Source organism: Pseudomonas sp. GW821-FHT12A04 (assembly GCF_058807755.1).
Genome location: NZ_JBXAQZ010000009.1, coordinates 179,937 through 195,032, shown reverse-complemented (window position 1 = coordinate 195,032; position 15,096 = coordinate 179,937). Strand labels below are relative to the sequence as shown.

At 60.6% G+C, this 15,096-nt stretch carries 16 protein-coding genes; 9 read left to right on the top strand and 7 right to left on the bottom strand.

Translation table 11 applies throughout. From position 1 onward, the window contains the following. Positions 1-156: 156 nt before the first annotated feature. Positions 157-1,830 (bottom strand): DEAD/DEAH box helicase, encoded by a 1,674-nt coding sequence (locus AC1RS8_RS16075; RefSeq protein ID WP_007973525.1) that lies wholly within the window; start codon positions 1,828-1,830, stop codon positions 157-159. Positions 1,831-2,252: 422 nt separating this feature from the next. Between AC1RS8_RS16075 and AC1RS8_RS16070 the strand changes: the two genes are divergently transcribed. Next, entirely contained in the window at positions 2,253-3,044 is a 792-nt protein-coding gene (locus tag AC1RS8_RS16070) for a crotonase/enoyl-CoA hydratase family protein (protein ID WP_090457063.1), read from the top strand. A 106-nt stretch (positions 3,045-3,150) separates the two neighbouring features. Here the strand turns inward: AC1RS8_RS16070 and AC1RS8_RS16065 are convergent, their stop codons facing one another. Beyond that, a complete protein-coding gene (locus tag AC1RS8_RS16065) occupies positions 3,151-3,906 on the bottom strand; it encodes a spermidine synthase (protein WP_057713821.1) in 756 nt (251 codons plus the stop codon). Positions 3,907-4,056: 150 nt separating this feature from the next. Here AC1RS8_RS16065 and AC1RS8_RS16060 point away from each other — a divergent pair, with 150 nt between their 5' ends. Continuing rightward, entirely contained in the window at positions 4,057-5,403 is a 1,347-nt protein-coding gene (locus AC1RS8_RS16060) for a class II 3-deoxy-7-phosphoheptulonate synthase (RefSeq protein WP_150759484.1), read from the top strand. A 97-nt stretch (positions 5,404-5,500) separates the two neighbouring features. On the opposite strand, the gene AC1RS8_RS16055 is transcribed toward AC1RS8_RS16060, so the two are convergent. Beyond that, positions 5,501-6,730 (bottom strand): winged helix-turn-helix domain-containing protein, encoded by a 1,230-nt coding sequence (locus tag AC1RS8_RS16055; protein ID WP_489339020.1) that lies wholly within the window; start codon positions 6,728-6,730, stop codon positions 5,501-5,503. Between the two features lie 64 nt (positions 6,731-6,794). Continuing rightward, on the bottom strand, positions 6,795-7,010 hold the full coding sequence (locus AC1RS8_RS16050) for a DUF1127 domain-containing protein (protein ID WP_008049076.1): 216 nt from the start codon (positions 7,008-7,010) through the stop codon (positions 6,795-6,797). A 95-nt stretch (positions 7,011-7,105) separates the two neighbouring features. Between AC1RS8_RS16050 and AC1RS8_RS16045 the strand changes: the two genes are divergently transcribed. Further along, positions 7,106-7,960: a LysR substrate-binding domain-containing protein gene (locus tag AC1RS8_RS16045; protein WP_493163046.1), complete on the top strand. Its 855-nt coding sequence runs from the start codon at positions 7,106-7,108 to the stop codon at positions 7,958-7,960. Here the strand turns inward: AC1RS8_RS16045 and AC1RS8_RS16040 are convergent. Continuing rightward, positions 7,950-8,699, bottom strand: a complete 750-nt coding sequence (locus AC1RS8_RS16040; protein WP_057713817.1) for a sulfite exporter TauE/SafE family protein — start codon at positions 8,697-8,699, stop codon at positions 7,950-7,952. The two genes, AC1RS8_RS16045 and AC1RS8_RS16040, sit on opposite strands and share 11 nt — an antisense overlap. Positions 8,700-8,810: 111 nt before the next feature. Between AC1RS8_RS16040 and AC1RS8_RS16035 the strand changes: the two genes are divergently transcribed. The 4 genes from AC1RS8_RS16035 to AC1RS8_RS16020 all read left to right on the top strand — a co-directional run bounded on the left by AC1RS8_RS16035 (position 8,811) and on the right by AC1RS8_RS16020 (position 12,126). Then, positions 8,811-9,767, top strand: coding sequence for a LysR family transcriptional regulator (locus AC1RS8_RS16035; protein ID WP_489339021.1), 957 nt, complete (start codon positions 8,811-8,813; stop codon positions 9,765-9,767). Between the two features lie 67 nt (positions 9,768-9,834). Further along, on the top strand, positions 9,835-10,296 hold the full coding sequence (locus AC1RS8_RS16030; protein ID WP_057713816.1) for a MarR family winged helix-turn-helix transcriptional regulator: 462 nt from the start codon (positions 9,835-9,837) through the stop codon (positions 10,294-10,296). Between the two features lie 362 nt (positions 10,297-10,658). Then, on the top strand, positions 10,659-11,078 hold the full coding sequence (locus tag AC1RS8_RS16025) for an organic hydroperoxide resistance protein (protein WP_046031808.1): 420 nt from the start codon (positions 10,659-10,661) through the stop codon (positions 11,076-11,078). A 34-nt stretch (positions 11,079-11,112) separates the two neighbouring features. After that, positions 11,113-12,126, top strand: coding sequence for an alpha/beta hydrolase (locus tag AC1RS8_RS16020; RefSeq protein ID WP_489339022.1), 1,014 nt, complete (start codon positions 11,113-11,115; stop codon positions 12,124-12,126). A 173-nt stretch (positions 12,127-12,299) separates the two neighbouring features. Here AC1RS8_RS16020 and AC1RS8_RS16015 read toward each other — a convergent pair whose 3' ends face one another. Continuing rightward, positions 12,300-12,869: an elongation factor P gene (locus tag AC1RS8_RS16015; RefSeq protein WP_007943632.1), complete on the bottom strand. Its 570-nt coding sequence runs from the start codon at positions 12,867-12,869 to the stop codon at positions 12,300-12,302. A 48-nt stretch (positions 12,870-12,917) separates the two neighbouring features. Continuing rightward, on the bottom strand, positions 12,918-14,060 hold the full coding sequence (gene earP, locus AC1RS8_RS16010; RefSeq protein ID WP_489339023.1) for an elongation factor P maturation arginine rhamnosyltransferase EarP: 1,143 nt from the start codon (positions 14,058-14,060) through the stop codon (positions 12,918-12,920). Between the two features lie 124 nt (positions 14,061-14,184). Between earP and AC1RS8_RS16005 the strand changes: the two genes are divergently transcribed. Both AC1RS8_RS16005 and AC1RS8_RS16000 read left to right on the top strand, forming a co-directional pair. Beyond that, positions 14,185-14,595 carry a hypothetical protein gene (locus AC1RS8_RS16005; RefSeq protein WP_057713813.1) on the top strand — a complete coding sequence of 137 codons (411 nt, stop codon included), beginning with the start codon at positions 14,185-14,187 and terminating at the stop codon, positions 14,593-14,595. 2 nt (positions 14,596-14,597) lie between these two features. After that, the gene (locus tag AC1RS8_RS16000) at positions 14,598-15,080 is read left to right on the top strand and encodes a GreA/GreB family elongation factor (protein WP_057713812.1); all 483 of its coding nucleotides are present in this window, start codon (positions 14,598-14,600) and stop codon (positions 15,078-15,080) included. The last annotated feature ends 16 nt before the right edge of the window (positions 15,081-15,096 follow it).

Here is a 15,096-nt window from a genome sequence, read left to right as displayed (position 1 = left end):
ATCGCATTCTTTCTGAAGTAACGCGGTCGTCTGTGGGAGCGGGCTTGCTCGCGAAGGGGGCACCGCCACTCTTCAGCCGGGCTTGAACTGCAGGCAAAAAAAATCCCCGAACCAGTCGGGGATTTTTCATGTTCGATCAATCAGCCCGAGAGCGGATCAATCTTCGCGGTAGCGACGCAGCTTCAACTGCTTACCGGCAACGCGAGTGTCCTTCAGCTTGGTCAGCAACTTCTCCAGACCATCTTCCGGCAGCTCGACGAGGCTGAAGCTGTCACGCACCTGGATGCGACCGATCGCTTCACGCGCCAGGCCACCTTCGTTGAGGATGGCGCCCAGCAGGTTCTTGGCGGCGATACCGTCACGCGCGCCCAGCGCGGTACGGCAACGTGCACGACCTTCGCCCAGTGGCATCGGAGCGCGACGCTCGCGGTCACCACGCTCAGGACGATCACCGGAACGCTCTGGACGATCGCCACGTGGTGCATTGTTCGGCACCAGTGGACGCTCTTTCTCGATAGCGGCCAGGTTCAGCGCTTGACCGTTGGTAGCCTTGCGCAGCAGGGCTGCGGCCAGGGCACGCGGGCTGCAACCGATGTCGGCGGTCAGGCGATCGAGCAGATCACCGTGGGTCGATTCGGCTTCAGCCACCAGCGGCGACAGGCTGTTGGTCAGCTTCTTGATGCGCGCATCCAGAACGGCTTGAGCGTCCGGCAGGCGAACTTCAGCAACCTTTTGACCGGTTACACGCTCGATCACTTGCAGCATGCGGCGCTCACGCGGAGTCACCAGCAGCAGTGCACGACCTTCGCGACCGGCACGGCCGGTACGGCCGATACGGTGAACGTAGGACTCTGGATCGTACGGCATGTCAACGTTGAACACGTGAGTGATGCGCGGAACGTCCAGGCCACGAGCGGCAACGTCGGTCGCCACAACGATGTCCAGACGGCCATCCTTGAGGGAGTCGATCACGCGCTCACGCTGGTTCTGGGCGATGTCACCGTTCAGCGCAGCGGCTTTGTAGCCTTTGGCTTCCAGGGCACTGGCCAGGTCCAGGGTCGCTTGCTTGGTGCGCACGAACATGATCAGGGCGTCGAAATCTTCCACTTCCAGCAAGCTGAGAACGGCCGAAGTCTTCTGGTCAGCGTGAACCAGCAGGTGAGCCTGCTCGATCGCGGTAACGGTCTGGGTCTTGCTCTGAATCTTGACGTGCTTCGGATCGCGCAGGTGGCGTTCGGCGATGGCACGGATCGATTGAGGCAAGGTGGCCGAGAACAGTACGGTCTGACGGGTTTCCGGCATGGCCTTGAAGATGACTTCCAGGTCGTCCATGAAGCCCAGCTTGAGCATTTCGTCGGCTTCGTCGAGAACCAGGTGGTTCACGGTCGCCAGTACTTTTTCGTCGCGACGCAGGTGGTCGCACAGACGGCCCGGAGTGGCGACAACGATTTGTGCGCCATTACGGATTGCTTTCAGTTGTGGGCCCATCGGCGCGCCGCCGTAGACAGCCACAACAGTCACGCCCGGCATTTGCTTGGCGTAGGTTTCGAAAGCGGTTGCAACTTGTAGCGCCAACTCACGAGTTGGGGCCAGGATCAGAGCTTGCGGCTCGCGCTTGGACGGATCAATGCGGTGCAGAATTGGCAGGGCAAAGGCAGCGGTTTTACCGGTACCGGTTTGCGCCTGACCAATCATATCGTGACCGGCGAGAATGATCGGGATCGACTGCTGCTGAATGGCCGAAGGCTCTTCATAGCCGGTAGCGACTACTGCAGCGACAATATTTGGATGAAGTTCAAGAGCGGCGAAGCCGCCGATTTCCTGGGTCATGGGTCTGCCTCTAAGTGCATCCGCAAAGACCCATGCTCCAAAGCTGCACATGCCGTGTTGAGACTCAAGAGTCGCCCTGGCAGCTTTGTCGGCGGGGATTTGCGAAAACGAATGAATGAAAAGAATCGTCAAGGAAGAGTCCGCTGGGCGGACGTGCAGCCGAAGCTGGCTTCGGGGAATTGCGCTACCTAAACGCGGCCCGGTTAAAGGCCGGCGCGCACTATACCGGAATTCGCCCAAAAAGGGAGCTTTTTTTATCGGAAATCCACCGGATACACCGTTGTGTAACAGGCTTTGCGAATAATCGGTCAGCCGTCTATTTTTCAAAGGCCCGGCCTTGCGGGTGATGGCGCTAAAACGGTTCACCCTTTGCCGTGCAGACCGCCGGTCTGGCATGCCTTTCCCACCCTGAGGACCGCTCCATGAATCAGCCCAGCTCCAGTCGAGTCAGCCGCGAACGGCATGGTCATGTGTTCCTGATCGGTCTGGATCGGGTGGCCAAGCGCAATGCCTTCGATCTCGACCTGCTCAACGCGTTGAGCCTGGCCTATGGCGAGTTCGAAGCCGACAGCGAGGCGCGGGTGGCGGTGGTGTTCGCTCATGGCGAACACTTCACCGCCGGGCTCGACCTGGTCAATGCCAGCGTCACACTGACAGATGGCTGGCAGGTTCCACCCGGCGGCTGTGATCCGTGGGCGGTGTTCGCAGGTCCCAGGGTCAGCAAACCGGTAATCGTCGCCGCCCAGGGCTACTGCCTGACCATCGGCATCGAGTTGATGCTGGCCGCCGACATCAACCTGTGCGCCAGCAACACCCGGTTCGCGCAGATGGAAGTGCAACGCGGAATCTTCCCGTTCGGCGGCGCCACCCTGCGCCTGCATCAAGTGGCCGGCTGGGGCAATGCCATGCGCTGGTTGTTGACCGGTGATGAATTCGACGCCCGTGATGCCTTGCACCTGGGTCTGGTGCAGGAGGTCATGGCCAGTGAGGACTTGCTGCCCCGGGCGATTGAACTGGCCGAACGGATCGCCCGTCAGGCACCGCTTGGCGTGCAGGCGACGCTGATGTCTGCGCGACAGGCCCGGTATGAAGGGGAAACCGCGGCGGCACAGGCGTTGCCGCAGCTAGTCAAGAAGTTGATGGCTACCGAGGACGTCAAGGAAGGTGTGCGGTCGATGGTGGAGCGGCGGCCGGGCGTGTTCAAAGGGGTTTAGCCTTGTATTGCCAGTAAGAAAGCTATCGCGAGCAAGCTCGCTCCCACAAGGGATCGCGGTCAAATGTGGGAGCGAGCCTGCTCGCGATAGGGCCATCACTGATAACTCAGGTAGCCGGACGAATGCACTTGATCAACGAATCCAGCGAGTACCCCAACCGCGGCGCCAGCGCTTCGGCGCGGGCGATCAGGCCGTCCATGTCCAGTTCCTGGTCCAGCTCCGACGGCACGATCAGAATCACGTTGCCCTCCTTCACCGGCAGCTCCCAGTAATGTCGGTGATACAAACCGCGCAACAAGGCGGCGCCCAGGGGTTTGCCATCGTCGGTCGCCCACTGATTGATGACCAGCCAGCCACCCGGATTCAATCGCTTCTGGCAGTTTTCCAGAAAGCTCCATGCCAGATGACCGACACCCGGACCGACATCGGTATAAAGGTCGACGAAAATCAGGTCGGCCGACTCAGCGGTGTCCAGCAGTTCCAGCGCATCGCCAACGCGGATGTACAGGCGCGGATCGTCATCCAGCCCCAGATATTCAATAGCCAGGCGCGGTACGTCCGGGCGTAGTTCGATGGCTTCGACATCTTCCAGCGGCAGGAACTTGAGGCAGGCCTGGGTCAGTGTCCCGGCGCCGAGGCCGAGAAACAGCGCACTTTCCGGTTGCTGGTGGCACAGCGCACCAATCAGCATCGCCCGGGTGTAGTCGTACTCGAGCCAGCTCGGATCGGCCGTGAACACGCAGCTTTGCTCGATGGCATCACCGAATTCGAGAAAACGGTAATCGGCCACTTCCAGCACACGAATCACGCCGAACTCGTCCTGTACCTCGGCGAGCAGATGCTCGACGCGCTCCTCAGTCATTTCATCTCCTGATCGTCACCGGGGCCGGCAACGCAATAACACCGCGTGTAGAGAGCGGCAAAGGCGAGATTGTCGGCGAAGCGACAGGAACAGGTCACGCACTAATTTGCTGATAACATGGACGTCCGAGCGAAAACACTAGAGACCGTGATGAGCCAACCCTGGAGCCCTGACAGCTGGCGCGCCCTGCCGATCCAGCAACAACCCCGATACCCCGACGCCGCGCATCTGCAGCAGGTCGAGCAGACCCTGGCCAGCTATCCGCCACTGGTGTTTGCCGGTGAAGCCCGGGAGTTGCGCCGTCAGTTTGCCGAGGTGACCCAGGGCCGCGCGTTTCTGTTGCAGGGTGGCGACTGCGCCGAAAGCTTCGCCGAATTCTCCGCGGCGAAAATCCGCGACACCTTCAAGGTGTTGTTGCAGATGGCGATCGTGATGACCTTTGCCGCCGGCTGCCCAGTGGTCAAGGTCGGGCGCATGGCCGGGCAGTTCGCCAAGCCCCGTTCGGCCAATGACGAAACCATCGATGGCGTGACCTTGCCCGCCTACCGTGGCGACATCGTCAACGGCATCGGTTTCGACGAAAAAAGCCGCGTGCCGGACCCGGAACGCCTGCTGCAGTCCTATCACCAGTCCACCGCCACCCTGAACCTGTTGCGTGCATTTGCCCAGGGCGGTTTTGCCGATCTGCACCAGGTGCACAAGTGGAACCTGGACTTCATTGCCAACTCAGCGCTGGCGGAAAAGTACAGCCACCTGGCCGACCGTATCGATGAAACCCTGGCATTCATGCGCGCCTGCGGCATGGACAGCTCGCCGCAGTTGCGCGAAACCAGTTTCTTCACCGCCCACGAAGCGCTGCTGCTGAACTACGAAGAAGCCTTCGTGCGTCGCGACAGCCTGACCAACGACTACTACGACTGCTCGGCCCACATGCTGTGGATCGGCGACCGCACCCGTCAGCTGGACGGCGCCCACGTCGAATTCCTGCGCGGGGTGAACAACCCGATCGGGGTCAAGGTCGGCCCGAGCATGAACCCGGACGACCTGATTCGCTTGATCGACGTGCTCAACCCGCAGAACGATCCGGGTCGCCTGAACCTGATCGCGCGGATGGGCGCGAACAAGGTCGGCGATCACTTGCCTCAGCTGATCCGCGCCGTCCAGCGCGAAGGCAAGCAGGTGCTGTGGAGTTCGGACCCGATGCACGGCAACACCATCAAGGCCAGCAGCGGCTACAAGACCCGTGACTTTGCGCAGATCCTTGGCGAGGTGAAGCAGTTCTTCCAGGTACACGAAGCCGAAGGCAGTTATGCCGGGGGTATCCACATTGAAATGACCGGGCAGAACGTGACCGAGTGCATCGGTGGTGCACGGCCGATTACCGAGGATGGCTTGTCGGATCGTTATCACACCCACTGCGACCCGCGGATGAATGCCGATCAGTCGCTGGAGCTGGCGTTTTTGATTGCTGAAACCTTGAAGCAGGTTCGGCGCTAGATTTTGCTTCTCTGATAGACCGCCATCGCGAGCAAGCTCGCTCCCACATTGGACCGCGCTCCCCTGTGGGAGCGAGCTTGCTCGCGAAGAGGCCAGCTCAGCCACCCTCAATCTGTGCCAGTGCCACCCGCAACCTCGCCGCACTCGCCCGCGGGCAATTCAGCTGAACCTGCGCCAGCCCCAGCCAATCCGCCATCTGCCGCAGATTGACCGCCAACGCCAACATCCCCTCGTCGTCCAGCCCGGGCTCCTCTTCATGCACCGCATGCACCGCCAAACGGCCCACCCCCCGTTCGGCGCGCAGATCGACTCGTGCGGCAATCCGTTCGTTGTGCAAAAACGGCAGGACGTAATAGCCGTACACCCGTTTGTCCGGCGGCGTGTAGATCTCCAGCCGATAGCGAAAATCAAACAGCCGCTCGGTCCGGCTGCGTTCCCAGATCAGCGAATCGAACGGCGAAAGCAAGGCACTGGCCACGACTTTACGCGGTACTTTTGGCTCGGGCAGACAATAGGCCGGTAGTCGCCAGCCCTGCAGTTCGCAGGTCAGCAATTCCCCGGCCTCGACCAACTCGGCCAAACGTGGACGACTGTCCGCAGGATTCAAGCGGAAATAGTCACGCAAATCCTTCTCCGTACCGACCCCCAAGGCCGTTGCCGCATGCCGCAACAGGCCGCGCTGGGCCTCGTCTTCACTCAGGACGGGGTGCGCAAGCACCGCCGAGGGAATCACCCGCTCCGGCAGATCGTAGAGCCTTTCGAATCCGCGCCGTCCGGCAACAGTCACTTCACCGGCAGCGAACAACCATTCCAGCGCATGCTTTTCCGCGCTCCAGTCCCACCAGGGGCCGGCCCGTTCCTGACGGGTCGACAGGCTGCCGGCCCCCAGCGCGCCCTGCTCCTCGACCGAGGCCAGCACCCGGCGAATTGTGTCCTGTTGCTCACGACCGAAGCGCGCCAGCTGCTGATAAATATCCTCGCCACGTCTGGCACGCTGCATGCGCCAGCGCATCAGCGGGAACATGGAAAGTGGCAACAACGAGGCTTCATGGCCCCAATACTCGAACAACGTACGGCGCCGGCCCTGACTCCAGGCAGCCTGGTCGAGCAAATCGGAGGAGTAGTTACCGAGGCGGGAAAATAGCGGAAGGTAGTGCGAACGCACCAATGCATTGACCGAATCGATCTGCAAAATGCCCAGCCGTTCGATCAGGCGATTGAGCGCAACAGCCTTGATCGCCGCTGGCGGCGACCGCCCGTTGAACCCTTGGGCGGCCAGCGCCAGACGCCGAGCCTGTTTGAGGGTAAAGGACAACGTTGCGGGCATGGGTGCCTCCTTGTCTGCTCGCAACCTATCTCACCGGTAAGGGGTTTGTGTAGCGTGGCATTCATCATTTATGCATCGGGTCATTCCAGAACGGCTTGATCGACTCGTTCTCCACATCCGCACGGCTCATGCCGATGTCCTTGAGTGCTTCGTCGCTCAAGCTCGCCAGCAATTCGCGCTCGCGATGCAATTCGTACCAGCGGCCGACCTTGTGCAGCAGATCGGATATCACGTGAATCGAGTGTTTTTCTGATCCTTGGAACTCATGTTGACCTTTCATCTTGTTGCCCTCCGTTTGGATGGCTCCAGTCTCGCGCCGGGTCTAAGATCAATCCAACGAATGTTTCTGATGTCACATATCTCGGAGATTGATGAATGTCGGCCTACCCGAGTATCGATACCGAAGTCTTGCGCACCTTCGTCGCCATCGCCGACCAGGGCGGCTTTACCCGCGCCGGGGAATTGGTCAACCGCACCCAGTCCGCCGTCAGCATGCAGATGAAACGACTGGAAGAAGATGTGCTGCAGCGTCAGTTGTTCCAGCGCGACGGGCGGCAGGTGCGACTGACGGCTGAAGGCCAGGTGCTGCTCGGCTATGCGCGACGCATCCTCAAGCTGCACAGCGAGGTCTTCAATACGTTGCGTGAGCCCGACATGGTCGGCACGGTGCGTATCGGCACGCCGGACGATTATGTGATGCGGTTCCTCCCGGGGATTCTGCGCCGGTTTGCCCAGTCTTACCCGCTGATTCAGATAGAAGTGCACTGCGAATCATCAAAACAACTGCTGATGCGCCAGGACCTCGACCTGTCCATCGTGACCCGCGAACCGGGCAGCGAAATCGGCCAGTTGTTGCGCAAGGAACGCTTTGTCTGGGCCGAGGCACAATGCTACAGCGCCCACGAGCAGACGCCGCTGCCACTGGCGATGTTCAACAGTGATTGCTTCTGCCGCCAGTGGGCCTGCAATACCCTGGATGCCCGGGGGCGCGATTACCGGGTGGCGTACAACAGCGACAGCCTGTCGGCGATCATGGCCGTGGTCAGCGCCGGCCTGGCCGTCACGGCGCAACTTGAAAGCCTGATCACCGCGGACATGCGCATCCTCGGTGAGGCCCAGGACCTGCCGCTGCTGCCCGAGGCCAGCATCATGCTCGTGCGCAACCTGCATAACCCGTCACCCATCACCGAGTGCCTGGCCGAGCACATCATCGAAGGCTTCAAACTTTGAAGGCGAGCATCACCGCACAGAACACCAGGAACCCGCAAAACAGCCCGCGCAGCAGCCGCTCCGGCAATGCGTGGGCAACCTTCACGCCCCAACTGATGCTCATCAGCCCACCGACCGCCAAGGGCAAGCCGATCACCCAGCTGACCTGATGGTGCGCGGCGTAAGTCACCAGCGTCACCCCCGTACTCGGCAAGGCCAGCGCCAACGACAGCCCCTGCGCAACCACTTGGCTCGTGCCGAACAGACTGGTCAGCACCGGTGTCGCCACCACCGCGCCACCCACGCCGAACAGCCCGCCCATCGTGCCGGATGCAGCACCAAGCAGGCCCAGCCAGGGCCATGAGTAGTTCATCTGCGAAGCCGGCGGAGCACTGGCGGCGAACATGCGAACGAGGTTATACGCCGAGAGTGCGATCAGAAAGGCGACAAAGCCTATGCGCATGGTTTGCGCATCAATGCCCACCGCCCAGATCGACCCGAGCCAGGCGAAGCAGAACCCCATGATGGCCAGCGGTAACGCGTGGCGCAGTTCGATCCGGATGCGCTGATGATAGCGCCATAGCGCCAGCATCACGTTCGGCACCACCATCACCAGCGCGGTGCCTTGGGCAATCTGCTGATCGAGCCCGAACAGCACGCCCAGCAGCGGAATGGCGATCAGGCCGCCGCCGATGCCAAACAAACCGCCGAGCGTGCCCAACGCAGCGCCGAACACCAGATACATCAAGAACTCAATCACAACATTTTCCCCGTTGCCGTCAGGCCTTTGATCCTACGCAGTTGCTTCTGGCACGGAAACGCATAGCAACGCACAATGGCTGTGCCAAATTCGCACAAGCACAAACCTGCCATGAACCCCAATCAACTGACCGACCAACTGGCCTTGTTCCTCGACGTGCTGGAAACCGGCAGTTTTTCCGCCGCCTCGCGCCGTCATCCGCTAACCCCTTCGGCCGTGGCACGGCGTATCGACAGCCTGGAAAGCGCGGTCGGCAGTCAGCTGTTCCTGCGCAGCACGCATGCGGTACGCGCCACGCCGGCGGGATTGGCCTTTGCCGAGCGCGCACGGCGGATCGTCGCCGAATTGCGCCTGGCCCGGGCCGAGGCGGTGTCCCTGAGCAGCGCGCCGGAAGGCCTGATTCGTATCGATGCGCCGGCAGCCTTTGGTCGCCGGCACCTGGCACCGGTGATTGCCGATTTCCTGATGCTCTACCCCGGGCTCGATGTGCAGTTGCACTTGATCGACAGCTTCGTCGACATGCAGGGCCTGAACCTCGGCAAGGTCGATCTGGTGCTGCGCGCCGGGCAATTGGCCGACACGCGACTGGTGGCCACGCCACTGGCGAGCATGGTGCGTATCGCCTGCGCCAGCCCTGATTATTTGCGACGTCGCGGCGTGCCGACCGAGCCGACACAACTGATTGAACACGACGGACTCGACTGGGATGGCCTGGCTCCGCCCTTCGCCTGGCGTTTCGAGCGCGACGGGCAAATGCAGTTGCACCGGCCGGCGCGGATCCGTATGAGCGCCAACAATGCCGAGGCGCTGGTGTGCGGCGCATTGGCCGGACTGGGTATCGCGCACCTGCCGACCTGGCTGGCCAGCGAATACCTGTTGCGGGGTGAGTTGCTGCCGCTGTTCTGCGACAGCGGTCTGCCGAAACCGGAAAGCGCCGGCATCTACGCCTTGCGCCTGGAACAGCAGCCAAACTCCCGCAGTCGCTTGTTGCTGGAGTACCTGAAAACCCGCTTCAGCCCGATTCCGCCCTGGGACCTGGAGCTGCAAACCCATTTGCAACGGCACTGATCAAAATTATCTGGCGCATTAAAGATTCGCCCGCTAGATTCCTCAGATCACAGATCAAGGCTTCGACATGACCACCGAGCGCAACACCCCGGACAACTGCGACAACCTGATGCTGGACAATCAGGCGTGCTTCGCCCTGCATTCCACTTCGCTGATGATGACCAAGGTCTACAAACCCTTGCTGCAAGCGCTGGGCCTGACCTACCCGCAATACCTGGCGATGATGGTGTTGTGGGAAAAGGACGGTTTGACCGTAGGTGAAATCAGCACGCGGTTGCTGACCGATCCTGGCTCGTTGACGCCGCTGCTCAAGCGCCTGGAAGCCGAAGGCCTGCTCAGCCGAACCCGCAGCCGCGAAGATGAGCGGGTGGTGATCGTCGAACTCACCGAACAGGGCCGGGCGTTGCGCGACAAGGCCCGGGACATTCCCCAATGCATCCTCGGCGCCAGCGGGATGACCCTGGAGCGCCTGAAAAACCTGCAGGCGGAACTGCAGGAGTTGCGTCGCCACCTGCAAGATAGCCTCTAGTCTCCAAACCACCACAAATCCCTTGTGGGAGCGAGCTTGCTCGCGATGGCGGTGTATCAGTCAGCATCATTGCTGAATGTGAGACTGCAATCGCGAGCAAGCTCGCTCCCACAGCGGCTCTGCGGCCCACCAGAAAACCGGGTTCGCCACCCTCCCCAGAAAAAAACCCGCTGAAAATCCCCCTCGATAGCTCTAGCTCAATACTTTCAACCTAAACCACCTCACAGCCTTGCGTCTTTTTTCAAATTTCTTTGGAAAATTATATTGCGCGCCAAACATTAGCGCGATACATTTATTTAGCACTTACTTAGCGCGCAAACATTTAGCGCAAACCAAACAAAACCCTGAACGAGGCTTTCACCATGCAAACTCTCTACACCGCAATCGCAACCTCCACCGGTGGCCGTGACGGTCGTGCGGTTTCCAGCGACAACATCCTCGACGTCAAGCTCGCCACGCCCAAAGAACTCGGCGGTGCCGGCGGCGCAGCCACCAACCCAGAGCAACTGTTCGCTGCCGGCTACTCCGCCTGCTTCATCGGTGCCCTGAAATTCGTGGCCAGCCAGACCAAGCGCAGCATTCCTAACGACGCTTCGATCACCGCTCATGTCGGCATCGGCCAGATCCCTGGCGGCTTCGGCCTGGACATCGACCTGCACATCAGCCTGCCGGGTCTTGAACAAGCCGATGCTCAAGCACTGGTCGATGCGGCCCACCAGGTCTGCCCGTACTCCAACGCCACCCGTGGCAACGTCGATGTGCGTCTGCACGTAACCGTCTAAGCGCTGACTACCCAGGCCCGAACAGGAAACGAACATGAACACTTTCAGCAAAGTCTTGACCGGTACCCTTCTCGCCTTGTCCATCAGCAACGCGTTCGCAGGTACCGGGGTTGAACACAACACCCAGGCGTTCCTCGACGTTCTCAACGCCGGAACCGGCAAGCCGATGGAGCAAATGACGCCCGCCGAGGCCCGCGCCGTGCTGGTGGGCGCGCAGGCGGGAGTGAAGCTGACGCTGCCAAAAGCCGATGTCAGCCAGAAGACCATTCAAGTCGACGGCCAACCGATCAGCCTGACCATCGTCCGGCCGGCCGGGGTCAAGGGCGAGCTGCCGGTGTTCATGTTCTTCCACGGCGGTGGCTGGGTGCTGGGGGACTTCCCGACCCACGAGCGGCTGGTGCGTGACCTGGTGACGGGTTCGGGTGCCGCGGCCGTATTCGTGAACTACACGCCGTCGCCGGAAGCGCATTACCCGGTGGCGATCAACCAGGCTTACGCCGCAACCCGATGGGTGGCCGAGCACGGCAAAGAGATCAACGTCGATGGCCAGCGCCTGGCGGTAGCCGGCAACAGTGTCGGCGGCAACATGGCGGCTGTGGTTGCGCTGATGGCCAAGGACAAGGGCACACCGGCGATCAGGTTCCAGGTGCTGTTGTGGCCGGTGACTGATGCCAACTTCGAAACCGCGTCCTACAACCAGTTTTCCGAAGGGCACTTCCTCACCAAAAACATGATGAAGTGGTTCTGGGACAACTACACCATCGACGCCAAGCAACGGAACGAGATCTACGCCTCGCCACTGCGCGCAACCACCGCCCAGTTGAAAGGATTGCCTCCAGCGCTGGTGCAGACCGCCGGGGCCGACGTGTTGCGCGACGAAGGCGAAGCCTACGCCCGCAAGCTGGACGAGGCCGGTGTGCCGGTGACCTCGGTTCGCTACAACGGCCTGATCCACGACTACGGTTTGCTCAACGTAGTGAGCCAGGTGCCAGCGGTGCGTTCGGCGATGTTGCAGGCTTCGCAAGAGCTCAAGGAACACCTGAAATAAAAACTGTGGGAGCGAGCTTGCTCGCGATAGCGGACTGTCAGGCAACATCTTTGTTGAATGGTCGGACGCCATCGCGAGCAAGCTCGCTCCCACAGGGTTTCTGGTTGAACCCGAAATCGAAGGCAAAAAAAGCCCGACTCAATGGTCGGGCTTTTTCATTCCTGAAGCTGTGCTTATTTGGCACGGCCTTTGTAGGAACCGCCTTCGCGGGTATCGATCTCGATCATGTCGCCGATCTCGATGAAGTCAGCAACCGACAGCTCGGTACCGTTCTTCAGTTTGGCAGGCTTCATCACCTTGCCGGAAGTGTCGCCGCGCGCGGAACCTTCGGTGTAGTCAACCTGACGCACGATAGTGGTCGGCAGCTCTACGGAAACCAGACGCTCTTCGAAGAAGATCGCTTCGCAAACATCGGTCATGCCTTCTTCAACGAAAGGCAGAACGGCTTCGATGTCTTCAGCGTTCAGCTCGTACATGGTGTAGTCGGTGGTGTCCATGAACGTGTAGGTGTCGCCGCTGATGAAGGACAGGGTCGCTTCTTTGCGGTCGAGGATTACGTCGTCCAGTTTGTCGTCGGCGCTGTAAACGATCTCGGTCTTGTAACCGGTCAGCAGGTTTTTCAGCTTGGTCTTCATGATCGCGCTGTTACGACCAGACTTGGTGAATTCAGCTTTCTGAACCAGCCAAGGATCGTTTTCGAGACGAATCACGGTCCCGGGTTTCAGTTCTTTACCAGTTTTCATTGCGAATATCCGAATTTGGATGGGATTTACAAAAATCTAGGCCGCGTATCATATCCAATTTCCATAAAACTGTACCAGCGCCGTGGCAAGATCGGCCTGCAAGGCCTGCTCCAGACACCACGCCTCGGCGTGTTTTTCCAGCTCTGGCCAGTGTTTACGAGTGAATTGCCAGTGGTCGGCCATTTTTTCACCGGCGTTCCACGCCCGCCAGAGACCGCTGATCGCCTCCCGCGCAGGCGCAGATAACCCCTTTACATAGAGTTCGAGGAAGGCTTCGAGCTTGTCCAGGTGGATGTCTTCTTCCTGCCGGTAGATGTGCCAGAGAAATGGCCGGCCAGCCCATTGGGCGCGCACAAAGGAATCTTCGCCGCGCACGGCATTGAAATCGCAGCACCACAGCAACCGGTCGTATTGGTCCTGCCGGACGAATGGCAGCACTTGCACGGTCAAGGCTTCACGCACATGCACGGTACCGGCCGTCAGCCCCTGCACACCGAGCCAACGTTCGACGTCGCCGAGAATCCGCCCTTCCGGCACCAGCAGATGAGTGGCAGTAGAATCGCCAGCCATTGCATCGAGCCAACTGGCCAGACCGGTGTTTTCGTATGCAAACAATGAGATCAGCTGCGCGCCGGGCGCAGGATCAATTCCCAAACCTTGCAGGAATTTTCTTTGAGCCTGCGGGTTTTGCTGAAATTGCCGACGCAGCTCCAGCAACCCTCGCTCACGCAGCAGTCCGCCGGTGCCCTTCTGGAATCCTGGGAAGAAGAAGAACTTCTGCACGTTTTTGTACTTCACCGAGGGCAAACCATGGCAGCCGATGACCCAGTCCTCGGCACTCAGGTAATCCAGGTTCATCCACAGCGGCGTCTTCTCCCGTTCGGCCATGGCCTCCATATAGGCGCTCGGCAATTGGCAGGCAAATGCAGCAATCACCACATCGGCGGCTTCGGTCGGTTGCCACTCGGCTGGCCATTGGCGCACTTCGACGTCTTGCTGCAACTGCCTGGGAGCATGGATGTCGATTTCCGGGCACAGGCGCTCGAACGCTCGCAGGTCATCGACCCATAGACGCACCGCCAGCCCATGTTCGGCCACCAGTTGCCGGGCCAGTCGCCAGGTCACGCCGATGTCGCCGAAGTTGTCGACCACGGTGCAAAAAATATCCCAGCGGGTTTTCATTTCAGGCATTCCAGGCTCCCGTTGGCAAAGGCGCCGATTGTCCGCATAAATTACCCCGTGCAGAAGAGCCGACGGCGATTATTCTTCATGCGACAATCGCCACTCGCCAGTGACCTTTCGCCAGGAGGCAACCATGCCCCACCGCCCCACTCCGCGCCGATCCTTCCCGATCAGCCTCAGCGCCCTGCAACTGACCGGCAGTATCGCCCTCGGCATGTGGCTAGGGTTCATTGCCATTGTGTTGACCTGCTGGCTCGCGTCGCGCCTGCTTTTCAGCGAGCAACTCGCCCCGGTCGCGGCGGCGGTTGAGCAGCTGGCCCAACCACCCGCAGCGGCTCAACCGCTGCCGAACATTCCGCCACAGAGCCCGCTGTTCGAGCAATATGAAGAAAACCTGCGCAAGAACGAACAGCAGCAACGGCTTGATCAGGCACGCAGCAGCAGTCGCAACCTGGCCAACCCGAACTGTCAGTTCTGGCTGCAACAGGACCGGACTGCACCCAGCGAAAAAAGCCGCGCCAACGTCCTGCAATTCTGCGATTGATCATGAATAAGCAAACCGTCCACCAACTGATTCTCGACAGGCTGCGGATCGATCTCGACATCGCCGAACGGGCCGCGCAAACCGCCTACGAAACGGCGACCCACGAAGAAAACATCGCCGAGAACAAGTACGACACCCTGGGGCTGGAAGCGTCCTATCTCGCGGCCGGGCAAGCCAGGCGGGTCGAGGAAATTCGCCAGTCACTGAGCCTCTGCCAGAACCTCGCCCTGCGTCCGTATGACGATCAGCGGGGCATCGAAGTGGGCGCGCTGCTGGGGCTGGAGGACGAAAAGGGGCGCGAACAATGGCTGTTTCTGGCCCCCGATGCAGCAGGGTTGAAGGTCGATCTGGTGGGGCAACTGATCACCGTCATCACCCCGCGCTCACCGCTGGGCAAAAGCCTGCTGGGCAAGTTCGAGGGCGATGAGGTGGAGATCATGGTGGCGGGTGCTCGGCAACAGTTCGCTGTCACCGAGGTGGTTTGACCGGCAGGAAACGCTA

Excerpts from the sequence above, each read along its gene's own strand:
- AC1RS8_RS16075 (WP_007973525.1), bottom strand. The coding sequence starts at position 1,830 with ATGACCCAGGAAATCGGCGGCTTCGCCGCTCTTGAACTTCATCCAAAT.
- AC1RS8_RS16070 (WP_090457063.1), top strand. The coding sequence starts at position 2,253 with ATGAATCAGCCCAGCTCCAGTCGAGTCAGCCGCGAACGGCATGGTCAT.
- AC1RS8_RS16065 (WP_057713821.1), bottom strand. The coding sequence starts at position 3,906 with ATGACTGAGGAGCGCGTCGAGCATCTGCTCGCCGAGGTACAGGACGAG.
- AC1RS8_RS16060 (WP_150759484.1), top strand. The coding sequence starts at position 4,057 with ATGAGCCAACCCTGGAGCCCTGACAGCTGGCGCGCCCTGCCGATCCAG.
- AC1RS8_RS16055 (WP_489339020.1), bottom strand. The coding sequence starts at position 6,730 with ATGCCCGCAACGTTGTCCTTTACCCTCAAACAGGCTCGGCGTCTGGCG.
- AC1RS8_RS16050 (WP_008049076.1), bottom strand. The coding sequence starts at position 7,010 with ATGAAAGGTCAACATGAGTTCCAAGGATCAGAAAAACACTCGATTCAC.
- AC1RS8_RS16045 (WP_493163046.1), top strand. The coding sequence starts at position 7,106 with ATGTCGGCCTACCCGAGTATCGATACCGAAGTCTTGCGCACCTTCGTC.
- AC1RS8_RS16035 (WP_489339021.1), top strand. The coding sequence starts at position 8,811 with ATGAACCCCAATCAACTGACCGACCAACTGGCCTTGTTCCTCGACGTG.
- AC1RS8_RS16030 (WP_057713816.1), top strand. The coding sequence starts at position 9,835 with ATGACCACCGAGCGCAACACCCCGGACAACTGCGACAACCTGATGCTG.
- AC1RS8_RS16025 (WP_046031808.1), top strand. The coding sequence starts at position 10,659 with ATGCAAACTCTCTACACCGCAATCGCAACCTCCACCGGTGGCCGTGAC.
- AC1RS8_RS16020 (WP_489339022.1), top strand. The coding sequence starts at position 11,113 with ATGAACACTTTCAGCAAAGTCTTGACCGGTACCCTTCTCGCCTTGTCC.
- AC1RS8_RS16015 (WP_007943632.1), bottom strand. The coding sequence starts at position 12,869 with ATGAAAACTGGTAAAGAACTGAAACCCGGGACCGTGATTCGTCTCGAA.
- earP (WP_489339023.1), bottom strand. The coding sequence starts at position 14,060 with ATGCCTGAAATGAAAACCCGCTGGGATATTTTTTGCACCGTGGTCGAC.
- AC1RS8_RS16005 (WP_057713813.1), top strand. The coding sequence starts at position 14,185 with ATGCCCCACCGCCCCACTCCGCGCCGATCCTTCCCGATCAGCCTCAGC.
- AC1RS8_RS16000 (WP_057713812.1), top strand. The coding sequence starts at position 14,598 with ATGAATAAGCAAACCGTCCACCAACTGATTCTCGACAGGCTGCGGATC.